We start from the raw sequence: 15,335 nt of genomic DNA on the forward strand, positions 1-15,335 counted from the left end.
AAGGTGTTGGAAAAGCTCAAGGGGCTGGGGAAGCTCGGCGGTACACATGCCCGCACGATTGTGGCCTGGCCCTGGAAAATAAGTAACAATGCAGGCCAGATCGGCCCTGCAAAGGCGGGCCTATGATAGCCAAGATTCGTCCTCAGCTTAAGGCCCATGGTGCAAATGAAACGAACCGCTTTTTTCATCTCCGATGGCACCGGTATTACTGCCGAAACCCTGGGCCAAAGTCTGCTGGCACAGTTTGAAACCATCGAATTCACCAAACTCACGCGCCCCTACATCGACAGCGTGGAAAAAGCGCGCGCAATGGTACAACAAATCAACGCAGCGTCAGAGAAAGACGGCGCGCGGCCGATCATCTTCGACACCATCGTCAATCAGGACATTCGCGACATCCTGGCAAAGTCCGAAGGATTCATGATCGATATTTTCGCGAGTTTCCTGGCGCCACTCGAACAAGAACTGACCTCTCACTCCTCCTACTCGGTCGGCAAATCGCATTCCATCGGGCACAACTCGAATTACATGGAGCGCATCGAGGCAGTCAACTTCGCCCTCGACAACGACGACGGTGCGCGCACCCACTACTACGACAAGGCCGATCTGATCCTGGTGGGCGTCTCGCGCTGCGGTAAAACACCCACCTGCCTGTATATGGCCATGCAATACGGCATTCGCGCTGCCAACTACCCACTGACCGAAGACGATATGGAACGTCTGCAACTGCCCACGGCGCTGAAAAAGTATAAGGACAAACTGTTCGGCCTGACCATCGATCCGGACCGCCTTACCGCCATCCGCCACGAGCGCAAACCCAACAGCCGATATGCCAGCTTCGCCCAGTGTGAATTTGAAGTCCGTGAAGTGGAAAACCTCTTCCGCCGTGAAAATATCGCCTTTATCAATTCCACCCATTTTTCGGTTGAAGAAATTTCGGCCAAAATTCTGGTGGAAAAAGGTGTTGAACGCCGCCTCAAGTAACCCGCACAACTCATTGAAATCAAAAGAAAAGGCTCGAACACCTCGAGCCTTTTCTCATTTATAAACGCTATAAAATATCACCCGGCACACACACCCAACCTTCCATCAAGATCCGCGCGCTACGCGACATGATCGCCTTGGTTACCGTCCACTGCCCATCCACCAGCGCCGCCTGCGCGCCAACGCGCAAGGTGCCGGATGGATGACCAAAACGTACCGCCTCACGCGCAGTGCCTCCCGCCGCCAGATTGACCAGAGTGCCGGGAATCGCTGCTGCAGTACCGATAGCCACCGCGCAGGTACCCATCATCGCGTGATGCAACTTGCCCATAGACAGCGCACGCACCAGCAGATCGATTTCCGTAGCCTGTACTGTCTTACCGCTGGATGAAACGTAATCCTTGGGTTTGGCAACAAAGGCGATTTTCGGCGTGTGCTGCCGGGTCAGTGCCTCTTCCGCTGTTTTGATCAGGCCCATGCGCAAGGCGCCAGCCACACGGATTTTCTCGAAACGCGCCAGCTGCTCAGGGTCGCCATTGATTTGCTCGCGCAGCTCAGTCCCCTGATAGCCAATGTCTTCGGCGTTTAAGAACACTGTCGGAATACCTGCGGTAATCATGGTTGCCTTGAAGGTGCCGACGCCAGGCACATCTAGGTCGTCCACCAGATTGCCGGTGGGGAACATCGAACCGCCCTCCTCGCCATCATCAGACGGATCGAGAAACTCCAGCACGATCTCCGCGGCCGGAAAGGTCACCCCATCCAGCTCGAAGTCGCCGGCTTCCTGCACCTGGCCACTGCTGACCGGCACATGGGCGATGATGGTTTTCTGGATATTCGCCTGCCAGATGCGTACCACGCACACGCCGTTTTCCGGGATACGCGCAGGATCCAGCAGACCAGCATGAATGGCAAACGCCCCGGCACCAGTGGACAGGTTGCCGCAGTTGCCGCTCCAGTCGACGAAGGCCTTGTCGATGGACACCTGGCCATAGAGGTAATCCACATCGTGATCCGGTTGACTGCTTTTCGACAGGATCACGCACTTGGAAGTCGAGGACGTTGCGCCGCCCATGCCGTCGATCTGCGCAGCATAGGGATCTGGGCTGCCGATCACCCGCATAAACAGCTTGTCGCGGGCCGCGCCCGGCACCTGGCAGCTTGGCGGCAGATCCTGCAGGCGGAAGAACACACCCTTGCTGGTACCGCCACGCATATAGGTGGCGGGAATTCTAATCTGGGATAGATGAGCCATGGTTTGGTCCTGGCTGAAGAGTGAAATTGCCGTAGGGTGGATCACGCCTCACCGATCCACCATCAGTGCGCGAAAACGGTGGATGCAAAAGCGCCATCCACCCTACGTAATCAGGCGACGGCGCCCTCGAGGAAGTCCTGGGCGAATCGCTGCAGCACACCGCCGGCCTTGTACACATGTACTTCGGCCGCGGTATCCAAACGGCAGGTCACCGGCACGTTGACTACCTCGCCATTGCGGCGATTAACCACCAGGATCAGGTCGCAGCGTGGCGACACATCGCCCTGGATGTCGTAAGTCTCGGTGCCGTCGAGGCCGAGAGTCAGGCGGGTAGTACCCGGCTTGAACTCGACTGGCAGCACGCCCATGCCCAACAGGTTGGTGCGATGGATGCGCTCAAAGCCTTCGGCGACGATCACTTCCACACCCGCCAGGCGCACGCCCTTGGCCGCCCAGTCGCGCGAGCTGCCCTGCCCGTAGTCGACACCGGCGACGATGATCAGGTTCTGCTTGCGGTTCATGTAGGTTTCGATCGCTCCCCACATACGCATCACCTTGCCTTCCGGCTCGACGCGCGCCAGTGAACCCTTCTTCACCACACCGTCGACCACAGCCATCTCGTTGACCAGTTGCGGGTTGGCGAAAGTGGCGCGTTGAGCGGTCAAATGGTCGCCCCTATGAGTCGCGTAGGAGTTGAAGTCCTCTTCCGGCAAGCCCATCTTGTGCAGGTACTCACCCGCAGCCGAATCCAGCAGGATGGCGTTGGACGGCGACAGATGATCGGTGGTGATGTTGTCCGGCAGGATCGCCAGCGGCAGCATGCCCTTGAGCGTGCGCTCGCCGGCCAGTGCACCTTCCCAGTAAGGCGGACGACGGATGTAGGTGGACATCGGGCGCCAGTCGTACAGCGGGCTTTCGGCCTCCTGCACGGTGCCCAGATCGAACATCGGGATATAGATCTGCCGGAACTGTTCAGGCTTCACCGAGGAGGCAACGATTGCGTCTATCTCTTCGTCGCTCGGCCACAGATCCTTGAGGGTAATCGGATTGCCGCTGGCGTCATGGCCGAGCACATCCTGCTCGATATCGAAGCGCACGGTGCCGGCAATAGCGTAAGCCACCACCAGCGGCGGCGAGGCCAGGAACGCCTGCTTGGCGTAGGGGTGGATACGACCGTCGAAGTTGCGGTTACCCGAGAGTACGGCGGTGGCATACAGGTCGCGGTCGATGATTTCCTGCTGGATCTTCGGGCCCAGAGCACCGGACATGCCGTTACAGGTGGTGCAGGCGTAGGCGACGATGCCAAAACCGAGCTGTTCCAGCTCGTTCAGCAGCCCAGCCTCTTCCAGGTACAACTTGGCGACCTTGGAACCCGGGGCGAATGACGTCTTGACCCACGGCTTGCGCAGCAATCCCAACTGGTTGGCTTTTTTCGCCAGTAGGCCGGCCGCCACCACGTTACGCGGATTGGAGGTGTTGGTGCAGCTGGTGATAGCGGCGATGATCACCGCACCATCCGGCATCAGCCCCTCGCCCTCTTCCACCTTACCGGCGGCCAACTTGGCCTCATCGGCAATACCACGCTCGTGCAGCGCCGAGGTTGGCAGGCGCTTGTGCGGGTTGGACGGGCCGGCCATGTTACGCACCACCGTAGACAGGTCAAAGCTCAGCACCCGCTCATATTCGGCTGTTTCCAAGGCGCTCGCCCACAGGCCGGTGGTTTTGGCGTACTGCTCGACCAGGGCCACCTGCTCCGGCTCACGGCCGGTGAGCTTGAGGTAATCGATGGTCTGCTGATCGATATAGAACATCGCCGCGGTGGCACCGTACTCCGGGCACATATTGGAGATGGTGGCGCGGTCACCGATGGACAGGCTGTCTGCGCCCTCGCCGAAGAACTCGACCCAGGCACCAACCACCCGCTCCTTGCGCAGGAACTCGGTCAGGGCCAGGACGATATCGGTGGCGGTAATGCCAGGCTGGCGCTTGCCAGTCAGCTTGACCCCGACGATATCGGGCAGGCGCATCATCGACGGCAAACCGAGCATTACGGTTTCCGCTTCCAGCCCGCCCACACCGATGGCGATTACACCCAGAGCATCGACGTGCGGGGTGTGCGAGTCGGTACCCACGCAGGTATCCGGGAAAGCCACGCCGCTACGGGCCTGGATCACCGGGCTCATTTTCTCCAGGTTGATCTGGTGCATGATGCCGTTGCCGGCCGGGATCACGTCGACGTTCTTGAACGCGGTCTTGGTCCACTCGATAAAGTGGAAGCGATCCTCGTTGCGGCGCTCTTCCACCGCGCGGTTCTTCTCGAATGCATCCGGATCGAAACCGCCGAATTCGACGGCCAGGGAGTGGTCGACGATCATCTGGGTCGGCACCACCGGGTTGACCTTGGCCGGATCACCGCCCTGTTCAGCGATGGCATCGCGCAGGCCAGCCAGATCCACCAGCGCAGTCTGGCCAAGAATGTCATGGCAGACCACGCGCGCCGGATACCAGGGGAAATCCAGCTCCTGCTTACGCTCGATCAGCTGCTTGAGCGCATCGGTCAGCAGCTCCGGATCACAGCGACGCACCAGTTGCTCGGCCAGTACGCGGCTGGTGTATGGCAGCTTGGCGTAAGCGCCCGGAGTGATGGCATCGACCGCCTCGCGGGTGTCGAAGTAATCCAACGCGGTACCGGCGAGCGGCTTGCGGTATTGCATATTCACTGGGCTGCTCATTATTTGCGGTCCTTGAGCGGCACGAACTTCAGGTCTTCGGGGCCGGTGTAGTTGGCGCTCGGGCGGATGATCTTGCCGTCGATGCGCTGCTCGATGACATGGCTGGACCAGCCGGAAGTGCGCGCAATCACGAACAGCGGAGTGAACATGGCGGTAGGCACGCCCATCATGTGGTAGCTGACGGCGCTGAACCAATCGAGATTGGGGAACATCTTCTTGATGTCCCACATGATGGTTTCCAGGCGCTCGGCAATGTCGTACATCTTGGTGTTGGACTGCTCGAGCGACAGCTCACGCGCCACTTCCTTGATCACCTTGTTGCGCGGGTCCGCCACGGTGTACACCGGGTGACCGAAGCCAATCACCACTTCCTTGCGCTCGACACGGGCGCGGATGTCAGCCTCGGCCTCGTCGGGGTTGTCGTAGCGCTTCTGGATCTCGAAGGCCACTTCGTTGGCGCCGCCATGTTTCGGGCCACGCAATGCGCCGATGCCACCGGCAATACAGCTGTACATATCCGAGCCAGTACCGGCGATCACCCGCGAGGTGAAAGTCGAAGCATTGAACTCGTGCTCGGCATACAGGTTGAGCGAGGTGTGCATGGCGCGCACCCAGGACTCGCGCGGCTTCTCGCCGTGCAGCAGATGGAGGAAATGCCCGCCGATGGAATCGTCGTCGGTTTCCACCTCGATGCGCTTGCCATTGTGGCTGAAGTGGTACCAGTACAGCAGCGCGGAACCCAGCGAAGCCATCAGCTTATCGGCGATATCACGGGCGCCGGGGTGGTTGTGGTCGTCCTTCTCCGGCGACACGCAACCCAGCACCGACACAGCCGTGCGCATCACATCCATCGGATGGGCGGACGGCGGCAGCTGCTCAAGGGATACTTTCAGCGCTGCGGGCAAACCACGCAAGGCCTTGAGCTTGGCCTTGTAGCCGGCCAGTTCGGCGACGTTGGGCAGCTTGCCGTGCACCAGCAGGTGGGCGATTTCTTCGAACTCGCAGCGGTTGGCAAAGTCGAGCACGTCATAACCACGGTAGTGCAGGTCGTTGCCAGTACGGCCCACGGTGCACAGGGCGGTGTTGCCGGCAGCAGTGCCAGAGAGGGCCACGGATTTCTTCGGCTTGAAGCCTGGGGTGGTTTCCGGGGTTGCGCTCATGCTTATCTCCTCAAATCCGGTTGATGCGTTGTTATTTTTTTGCGGCAAACAGGGCGTCGAGTTTCTGCTCGAAGGCGTGGTAGCCGATGCGGTCATAGAGTTCGGCGCGGGTCTGCATCAACTCGATCACATCTTTCTGATGGCCGTTCTGGCGAATCGAGGTGTAGACACTTTCTGCGGCCTTGTTGGCGGCGCGGAAGGCCGACAGCGGGTAGAGCTGAATGGCTACGCCGACCGAGGCCAGTTCGTCACGGCTGAACAACGGCGTGGCACCGAATTCGGTGATATTGGCCAGCACCGGCACATTCAGCGCATCGACGAAGCGTTTGTAGGTCGGCAGGTCATAGGCGGCCTCGGCGAAAATACCGTCGGCACCGGCTTCAACGTAGCGCTGGCAGCGCTCGATGGCGGCATCCACACCTTCGGCTTGAATTGCATCGGTGCGAGCAATCAGGAAGAAATCAGGATCTGTCTTGGCATCAGCGGCAGCGCGGACGCGGTCGACCATTTCCTCGCAGGAGACGATCTCTTTGCCCGGACGGTGGCCACAACGCTTGGCACCCACCTGATCTTCGATATGCGCGGCGGCTGCGCCGGCCTTGATCAGGTTCTTGATGGTGCGCTCAATATTGAAGGCGCTCGGGCCAAAGCCAGTGTCGATGTCCACCAGCAGCGGCAAGTCGCAGACATCGGTGATACGACGCACATCGGTGAGCACGTCATCCAGAGTGTTGATGCCCAGATCGGGCAAACCGAGGGAGCCGGCGGCCACCCCGCCACCGGACAGGTAGATGGCCTTGAAACCTGCGCGCTTGGCCAGCAAGGCGTGGTTGGCATTGATCGCACCGATTACTTGCAGGGGCGACTCAATGGCAAGCGCCTGACGGAAACGCTGGCCGGGAGAAAGCTGACTCATGACTCACCTCGTGGTTTGGCTGTCTTGGTGTGTGCGCCCGTGCTGCTGGAGAAATGGCGCTCGATATTGCGTTTGGACGCGCCGATATGACGGCGCATCAACAACTCGGCCAGCTCGCCGTCTCGGTCGGCGATGGCATCGAGAATACGGTGGTGTTCGGCAAAAGCCTGACGCGGCCGATTAGGCGTCGCGGAGAACTGTAGGCGGTACATGCGCACCAGTTGATAGAGCTCGCCACAGAGCATCTGGGTCAGGGTCTTGTTACCGCTACCCTGGATGATCCGGTAATGGAAGTCGAAATCACCTTCCTGCTGGTAGTAACCGACGCCCGCCTTGAAGGCTGCGTCCTGCTCATGCAGGTTCAGCACCTGGCGCAACTCGTCGATCTCCGCCTGGGTCATGCGCTCGGCAGCCAGGCGGCAGGCCATGCCTTCCAACGACTCGCGAATTTCATAGAGTTCGATCAGCTCGGCATGGCTGAGCGACACCACTCGAGCACCAATGTGCGGCACGCGCACCAGCAGTTTCTGCCCTTCCAGGCGATGAATCGCTTCACGCAGCGGGCCACGGCTGATGCCATAGGTTCGCGCCAGCTCCGGCTCGGAAATCTTGCTACCCGGGGCAATTTCGCCCTTGACGATAGCGGCCTGAATCCGCCGAAAAACCTGTTCAGAAAGGGTTTCCGAGTCTTCCTGGCTGGACTCGATGGGCTCAATTACATCAAGCATATTGTCGACACTATGCGAGTTAAGTGCCTAAAAAGTACGCCTAGACCACATTACTGTCAAACAAACCAATAAGATTGTTGACAGTATACAGCGCTACTTTAGTCGCCCGCAGCCGCGACCTTACTTGCATAAACGCCTATAAGCGCCTGTCACGACTGAAAAAGCCCATGGTAGAATGCCGCCCGCTTGACGCTTGCAGAGGAATTTCTGACTGCCTGCTAGACTCCAAGCCCAGGAGCGCCAACCGCAACGCGCGCGCCCGCCCGCCATTGCTCGACCCTTCATCAACACCACACCCCAGGACTTATGACACTAAAGCCCTCCATCCTTGTGCTATGCCTGCTACTTGCTCCCGGCCTGAGTTTTGCCGCGGAGAAGACAGTCTATGGGCTTAATGAATACGTCCGATTATTCGACCTCGATCTGAAACTTGCCGCCAAACTCGACACAGGCGCCAAGACCGCATCACTCAGTGCCCGCGACATCAAACGTTTCAAACGTGATGGCGAGACTTGGGTACGTTTCTACCTGGCCATCGACGAAGCGCATAGCAGCCCGATCGAACGCCCCCTGGCGCGCATCAGCAAGATCAAACGCCGCGCAGGCGACTATGATCCACAGGAAGAAAAAACCTACACAGCACGCCCCGTGATCGAAATGGATGTGTGCATGGGCAGCAGCCTGCGCACAATTGAAGTGAACTTGACCGACCGCAGTGCTTTCCAATACCCGTTGTTGATAGGCTCCGAAGCACTCAAACGCTTTTCGGCGCTGGTCGATCCGAGTCTTAAATACGCAGCAGGCAGACCTGCCTGCGACCCTGACGCAAACCTTGGCGAGTAACTTCCATGCGCTCTCTTACCCTTCATCTGAAAGTCCTGGTCATACTCCTAGTGAGTTTGGGCGTTCTGATCACGGCTTATCAGATCTTCATTCTCGGTATTCCGATGACCGAAGACGAGACTGATGATCTATGGAACATCGACGCCAAAGTCGAATTTCAGGCCAGCCCACGTGAACCGGTCAAGCTGCAGATGTTCGTGCCGCCCCTGGCTCAGGATTACGTCAGTCTGAATGAGAGCTTTATCTCGAATAACTACGGCGTGAGCATCAATCGCGCCGACGGCAACCGCAAAGTCACCTGGTCCGCACGCCGCGCCAGTGGCAAGCAGACCCTCTACTACCGCCTGGTATTGACCAAGCGCTACAGCGGCGAGCAAGCCAAGGCTAAAGGCCCTATATTCCGCGACAGCATCCCGGTCGAGGGCGCCGAGAAGATTGCCGCCGAAGCGCTGCTCGCTCCGATCCGCCAGCACTCGGCGGACGTCGAAACCTTTATCAGTGAGACCATCAAACGCGTCAATAACGACAATGATGACAACGTCAAACTGCTGTTGGGCGGCGATGCCTCTACACCCAATAAAGCCAAGGTCATCGAGCTGCTGCTGTCCATCGCCCACGTACCGATGGAACGCGTGCACACCATTCGTCTGGCGGCCGATATCCAGCAGAGTCCGGAGTTGTGGCTGCGCAGCTTTAACGGCGAAAACTGGTTGTACTTCAACCCCGAAAGCGGTGAACAAGGCTTGCCGGTTGATCGCTTGATCTGGTGGATCGGCGATGACAGCCTGGTCACGCTTGAAGGCGGCAAGCAGGCACAAGTCAGCTTCAGCCTGAACAACAGCGAAATGAACGCCATTCGCCTGGCCAAACTGACCGACGAAAACACCGACGCCGACTTCCTCGAATACAGCCTGTATGGCCTGCCACTGCAGACCCAGCAGACCTTTATGATCATGGTGATGATCCCAATCGGCGTGCTGGTGATCCTGGTCCTGCGCAACCTCGGTGGCCTGCAGACATTGGGTACCTTCACCCCGGTACTGATTGCCCTGGCCTTCCGCGAGATGCAATTGGGCTACGGCATAATGTTCTTCACCATCATCACCGCCCTGGGCCTGTCGCTGCGCTCCTACCTGGAGCACCTAAAACTGCAGATGTTGCCGCGCCTGTCAGTGGTACTGACCTTCGTCGTGGTATTGATCGCTGCCATCAGCCTGCTCAGCCATAAGCTGGGGCTTGAACGCGGCCTGTCGGTGGCACTGTTCCCGATGGTGATCCTGACCATGACCATCGAGCGCCTGTCGATCACCTGGGAAGAGCGCGGCGGCGGCCATGCCTTTAAAGTGGCCATCGGCACCCTACTCGCTGCAACCCTGGCGCACCTGCTGATGAGTGTGCCGGAGCTGAACTACTTCATCTTCACCTTCCCGGCCGTACTGATGATTCTGGTGGGCTTTATGCTGGCGATGGGTCGCTACCGTGGCTACCGCCTGACCGAACTGTTCCGCTTCAAAGCCTTCCTCAAGGACTAATGCCATGTTCGGTCTGATCAAGACGTGGAAAGCCCTGGAAGCCAAAGGCATCATGGGCATCAATCGGCGTAACGCGGACTACGTGCTGAAGTACAACAAACGGCACCTGTACCCGATCGTCGATGACAAGATCATCACCAAGATGCGCGCCATCGAAGCGGGTATCGATGTACCGGAAATGTACGGCATCATCGATACCGAAAAAGGCATCGATAACCTGCGCGCGATCACCGGCGACCGTCCGGACTTCGTTGTTAAGCCGGCGCAGGGTGCCGGCGGTGACGGCATCCTGGTGATCGCCGATCGCTTCGAAGAAAAGTACAAGACCGTCTCGGGCAAGATCATCAGCCATGAGGAGATCGAGCATCAGATCTCCAGCATCCTCACCGGCCTCTACTCCCTGGGTGGCCACCGGGATCGCGCGCTGATCGAATACCGCGTAACCCCAGATCAGATCTTCAAAAGCATCAGCTACGAGGGCGTACCCGACATCCGCATCATCGTGCTGATGGGCTACCCAGTGATGGCCATGCTACGCCTGCCCACCCGCCAGTCCGGCGGCAAGGCCAACCTGCACCAGGGTGCGATCGGTGTCGGGGTGGATTTGGCCACCGGCGTTACCCTGCGGGGCACCTGGCTGAACAACAAGATCAGCAAGCACCCGGACACCACCAACGCGGTGGACGGCGTGCAACTGCCGAACTGGGATGGCTTTATGAAGCTCGCCGCCGGTTGCTACGAGCTGTGCGGCCTGGGCTATATCGGCGTGGACATGGTGCTGGACCAGGACAAGGGCCCGTTGATTCTCGAACTCAACGCCCGCCCCGGCCTGAACATCCAGATCGCCAACGACTGCGGCCTCACCCACCGCGCCCACGCAGTCGAGGCGCGTATCGCCGAACTGCAGAAAAAAGGCATAGTGGAAACCGCCGAAGAGCGCGTGCGCTTCTCGCAAGAGCTATTTGGCCATGTCTCGATTGCGCAGATCTGATTGATCGCCACAAAAAAGCCCGGACTTGTCCGGGCTTTTTTGTGGCTGCTTGATTGAGTCACTAACGCACAATCGCCAATTCGAACGCGCCTTCATCGCTGTGTGCATGAGTCTGCATGCCAGCCTCATCGACTGCCAGTGCCTGCAGAGGCCGCTTGAAGCTGTAATGGACTCTCCCCGCGCCACACTTCTATACCCAGAACCGCGGTGACTGAACAAAGGGAGAGGCGCGATGAAACGAATTGCGGTTGATCTGGCCAAGTCCGTTTACCAAGTTGCCGAGAGTGTCCGTTCCGGCCAGGTGGTGCAGCGCAAGCGGCTGAACCGAGAGGCGTTCAGGCGATATATACAGGAGCAAACTGAGCCGGTCGAGTGGGTGATGGAGGCTTGCGGCACGGCCCATTACTGGGGGCGCGTGGCACAGGCACTGGGCCATTCGATAAAGCTGATCCACCCGCGCTATGTACGCCCGTATCGACGCCGCAACAAAACCGACCGTAATGACTGTGATGCGATGCTGGAGGCCGCGCGCTGCAAGGATATCTATCCGGTGCCGGTGAAAACCCATGAGCAACAACAGGTGCAGCAACTGCACGGGCTGCGCGAAACCTGGAAGAAAAGCCGTACCCAGCGGATCAACCTGCTGCGCGGCATCCTGCGCGAAGCGGGTATCGAAGCCCCGGTCGCCACCGCCGCGTTTATCCGTGCGGCCCACGAGTTGGTTGAGCGCCCAGAAGTCGCCCCCTTGAGCCATCAACTGCATATCGTCCTGGCGGAAATCAACCTGCACGAACAGTGCGTGGCCGAGTGTGAGCAGCAACTCAAACGCTGGCACGCCGACGATGAAGTGGTGCGCAAACTCGATGAAGTCAGCGGTATTGGCCTGCTGACCGCCAGCGCCCTGAAAAACGCAGTCGGCAAGCCCGAGCGCTTTGCCAGTGGTCGTCAACTCAGCGCCTGGCTGGGCCTGACACCACGCGAATTCAGTAGCGGCGACCGGCGCAAGTTGGGTCACATCAGCCGACAGGGCAACGTCTATGTGCGCACCTTGTTAATCCACGGCTCGCGAGCGGCCTTGCTGGCAGCACAGCGCTGTCAGGCTCGCTCACCGGAAAAACTGACCCAATTGCAACGCTGGGCCGTCGAGACGGCAGCCCGTATCGGCCACAACAAAGCGGCTGTAGCCCTGGCCAACAAGTTGGTCAGGATTTGCTGGGCCGTGTGGTGCCATGAGCGGCGTTTCAGTGGTAACTGGCAAAGCCTAAAGCCCGCCTGACGGCGGGGTAATCAGAAGGGAGAGATGGTTTTCTTGTGGTTGTGGTGAGCAGCAGCACTGTCGGAACAGGCGAGTCCTGCAGCGGAATAAGGCCGATAACAATCATGATCCGCGTGATCGATTGAACGCTTGGCCCCCGCTGCGCGAACTACAGAGTGGCCAGGGCGGTGAGCCCAAAACAGGCCGGATATACGAATGCAACCGCGCTGACGACAGGTGCAAAAGCAAAGCTTTGCTCACTACTTGTGGGGAGAGTCCATATAGGTTTGTTATCCAGGGTTTGCAGGCTGCGATCTTCATCCGTGGTCAATAGCAGCACATAGTGCTCACCGGCGGCGGCTCTTACCGGAACAGTGCCTTCGATAAAGGCATAGCGATACCAGGTTTCCGCATGCAGCTGGTAAACCGCATCACTGACCAGGCGCGTTGGTTGCTTGGCCTGATCGAGGAACAACAAAGAGGGATAGGCGACCTGCTTGTTGGCGAAGCTGCGAATACGCAAACCGAAGTCGTACTGCGAGCGTGGCAATTTCAGGGCAGCGTAGTAGCTCTTGCCCATGGGGAAATCCAGGCTGGGGGAAAAACGATTTAGCTCTTCATAACGAGGCTCATCGGCGCTGATAGGGGTGAAATCTTCCTCACTCAATTGCCCGCAGCAACGCTCGACCAACTCCTGATAGCGCCCCTCAGCCCTCTCTTCAGTTCCGGCCAGCAAGGCCTGCATCGCGGCAGTGGGCTGCCCGTCCAGCCCCGGCAAGGCTTGTGGTTTGGCGTCAAAGGTCACTTCCCTACCCTGGGTCAGCGGCACATTGTGCAAGGTGGGTGTCGACGCCTTGGCTCCCTTGGGCGGCACCTTAGAGTTACGCATGCGGCCCTGCTCATCAACCCAGGTGAAGTAGCGGCCATCCTGCTCATCACGGGCAAAATCACGGCCTTCCAGCACATCCGAGCTGATGTAGGCACTGGAGCGCTCACCGGTTCCTAGAAGAATCTCATTGCCCCCCGCCTGCACCTGCTGGCCGGCATAGAAGCTGTTCTGCAGATTGCCGCTGGCGTCCACCCAGGTGAAATAGCGCCGCTTGCTCTCACCACTGTTCTTACTGCCCGGCCAACTCCCCGCACCCGCCTCGTCACGTAAACGGGCCTGATCACTGCGCTGGATCGTACTGGCAGCCGCACGCTGATGGGCCGCATAACGGTCACCCACAAAGGTGTTATGCACCCTGCCCTGATCATCAACCCAGGTCAGATAGCGGCCGTTGGCACTCGCATGCAAGCAAACTAACAACCCGAGCAGTATCCACAGCACGCGCATAGCAGAAACCTAGAAAGTGGTGCGGTAGGTCAACGCCAGTACATAGGCTTTGACGCTGGTTTTCACATCCAGATCGGCATAGGGGTTGTACACCATGCTGTCGATGGATGAGCAGTTGAGATTGCAGCTGGAGCGCGCCGGAATGTCCTGCTTGCTGACCAGATAGTTGAAACCCAGGTCGATCACCGTGTCCTTGTCCCACTGGTAACCCAGCCCCAAACCATAGAGCTTGGCATCGCCCAAAGGCGCTAGTACGTCGGCCTTGTTGCCGGGAATGGCTGAAGGTCTTGGCTCATAGCCCATACGCAGGCTCAGGCGATCATTAACTTGGTACTCGACGCCTACGGCCCAGCTCCAGACGGATTCATAACCCCGGTCAAGAATAATGCTGGTTGAGGTGGCATTTTCCGGGGAGAACAGGCTGGCGATGGTGAGAATATCCAGCTGACGATCAAACTCCAGCTCGAATTTGTCCCAAGCCGCATAGTCGGTCCACTTTACATCCAGGTTGATCTGCCAGCGTTCATGCGGTTTGAACTTAATACCACTGGCAAAGTGCGCCGGGTAGGTCATGTTCAACGAGACGTTGCCCTGCTCCTTATCGAACAAGCCGTCCGGTGTCAGGGTATTGAACACCGCGCCGATAAACGAGTTGTCCAGCCCCTGCCAGAAGCCCTGCCAGTTCTCCGACTAATCCACTACATAGCGCCCTTTCAAGCGCATTTTGGCCTAGCTCTGATACACCGCCCCTAACGCAAACCAGTCGTTTGGCTCCCACAGGAAACCGACGTTCCAGGTGGGCGAAAGAGTCTGCTGCATATCGATATCGATATTGGCAATATCGGTGAAAGGTCCCAGCTCACCACCGCAGATATTCAGAAATATCTCAAACGGATTATTGTCCACGAGGCACAGTGCATCCTGAGCCACCCCGACAAAACCGGTGAGGATGCCTGGCGCGCGGAAATCCTGATTAAGTGCCATGGCCTGATGGGAGAAACCAATAGACAACCCCAGCGACAGCTCATCATTAACCTGATATGCCAACGAGGGTGAAAAGTAGGTCAGGCGCTGAATCACCAGCTCCTTGCCCTGGTAACGCCCAGGATCGTCATCGCCACGGGCAAAGCCAAGCGCCTGCGGTGTGTACATATTGGTGGCGAAGGTCAGCTTGGAGCCTGGCGGCGTAATCGACAATCCTGCCAGCGGGGCAAACAGCATCGGCAACTCGGTGGCGCCACCTACACCTGGCAGGTACATCATCGCAGCCCCTGCTCGACTGGACGAGTTGGCGACAGGATCATTGTTCAAGCCAAGAAAGTTGCTGCCGTAACCGGGTGGAGTATCGAACTCAGCACGAATATCCATCATCCCGGTGATGAATTTGACCGTTGTCTGCCGACCCTTGAGCTTACTCAAGGCAGCCGGGTTGTAGTGCACAGAGTCAATACCGGTAAAGTCGGCCGTTACCGCATTGCCTAACGCCATGGCCTTGGGGCTGCCAATCGTCAGGTTCTGAGCCAGTTGTGCATGGGCCTGCCCTGCACAGAGCGCAAATGCCCAAAATATCGTCTGCGCAAGCAGCGAAATTCGCATATTCATG

Annotated in this window: 10 protein-coding genes and 3 pseudogenes; 5 read left to right on the top strand and 8 right to left on the bottom strand. The window is 58.6% G+C overall.

What is annotated here, in order from left to right:
* Positions 1-165: 165 nt before the first annotated feature.
* The gene (ppsR, locus tag BLW24_RS21545; RefSeq protein WP_090387827.1) at positions 166-984 is read left to right on the top strand and encodes a posphoenolpyruvate synthetase regulatory kinase/phosphorylase PpsR; all 819 of its coding nucleotides are present in this window, start codon (positions 166-168) and stop codon (positions 982-984) included.
* Between the two features lie 67 nt (positions 985-1,051).
* Here the strand turns inward: ppsR and prpF are convergent, their stop codons facing one another.
* The 5 genes from prpF to BLW24_RS21570 form a co-directional block, all read right to left on the bottom strand.
* Positions 1,052-2,239, bottom strand: a complete 1,188-nt coding sequence (gene prpF, locus BLW24_RS21550) for a 2-methylaconitate cis-trans isomerase PrpF (protein ID WP_090386797.1) — start codon at positions 2,237-2,239, stop codon at positions 1,052-1,054.
* 110 nt (positions 2,240-2,349) lie between these two features.
* Positions 2,350-4,959, bottom strand: coding sequence for a Fe/S-dependent 2-methylisocitrate dehydratase AcnD (acnD, locus tag BLW24_RS21555; protein WP_090387829.1), 2,610 nt, complete (start codon positions 4,957-4,959; stop codon positions 2,350-2,352).
* An 11-nt stretch (positions 4,960-4,970) separates the two neighbouring features.
* A complete protein-coding gene (gene prpC, locus BLW24_RS21560) occupies positions 4,971-6,131 on the bottom strand; it encodes a bifunctional 2-methylcitrate synthase/citrate synthase (protein WP_090386799.1) in 1,161 nt (386 codons plus the stop codon).
* A 31-nt stretch (positions 6,132-6,162) separates the two neighbouring features.
* Positions 6,163-7,047, bottom strand: coding sequence for a methylisocitrate lyase (gene prpB / locus BLW24_RS21565; protein ID WP_090386801.1), 885 nt, complete (start codon positions 7,045-7,047; stop codon positions 6,163-6,165).
* Entirely contained in the window at positions 7,044-7,775 is a 732-nt protein-coding gene (locus BLW24_RS21570) for a GntR family transcriptional regulator (protein ID WP_090386802.1), read from the bottom strand. The genes prpB and BLW24_RS21570 overlap by 4 nt, the downstream gene beginning before the upstream one ends.
* Positions 7,776-8,081: 306 nt before the next feature.
* On the opposite strand from BLW24_RS21570, the gene rloA reads away from it, so the two are divergent.
* From rloA to BLW24_RS21585, 3 genes are read left to right on the top strand one after another with little or no spacing between them, the layout of a single operon-like run.
* Positions 8,082-8,618: a retropepsin-like aspartic peptidase RloA gene (gene rloA, locus BLW24_RS21575; protein ID WP_090386804.1), complete on the top strand. Its 537-nt coding sequence runs from the start codon at positions 8,082-8,084 to the stop codon at positions 8,616-8,618.
* Between the two features lie 5 nt (positions 8,619-8,623).
* The gene (gene rloB / locus BLW24_RS21580; RefSeq protein ID WP_090386806.1) at positions 8,624-10,150 is read left to right on the top strand and encodes an osmotic stress tolerance membrane protein RloB; all 1,527 of its coding nucleotides are present in this window, start codon (positions 8,624-8,626) and stop codon (positions 10,148-10,150) included.
* 4 nt (positions 10,151-10,154) lie between these two features.
* On the top strand, positions 10,155-11,141 hold the full coding sequence (locus BLW24_RS21585; protein ID WP_090386808.1) for an alpha-L-glutamate ligase-like protein: 987 nt from the start codon (positions 10,155-10,157) through the stop codon (positions 11,139-11,141).
* A 61-nt stretch (positions 11,142-11,202) separates the two neighbouring features.
* Here BLW24_RS21585 and BLW24_RS27290 read toward each other — a convergent pair.
* A pseudogene (locus tag BLW24_RS27290) lies at positions 11,203-11,301 on the bottom strand (hypothetical protein); the annotation flags it as partial.
* Between the two features lie 72 nt (positions 11,302-11,373).
* Between BLW24_RS27290 and BLW24_RS21590 the strand changes: the two are divergent.
* Positions 11,374-12,417: an IS110 family RNA-guided transposase gene (locus BLW24_RS21590; RefSeq protein ID WP_090375479.1), complete on the top strand. Its 1,044-nt coding sequence runs from the start codon at positions 11,374-11,376 to the stop codon at positions 12,415-12,417.
* A 262-nt stretch (positions 12,418-12,679) separates the two neighbouring features.
* On the opposite strand, the pseudogene BLW24_RS21595 reads toward BLW24_RS21590, so the two are convergent.
* Positions 12,680-13,732 (bottom strand): annotated as a pseudogene (locus BLW24_RS21595) (MalM family protein); the annotation flags it as partial.
* 9 nt (positions 13,733-13,741) lie between these two features.
* Positions 13,742-15,334, bottom strand: a pseudogene (locus BLW24_RS21600) (outer membrane protein transport protein).
* Position 15,335: the final 1 nt, after the last annotated feature.

This window comes from Pseudomonas anguilliseptica, from assembly GCF_900105355.1.
GTDB lineage: Bacteria > Pseudomonadota > Gammaproteobacteria > Pseudomonadales > Pseudomonadaceae > Aquipseudomonas > Aquipseudomonas anguilliseptica.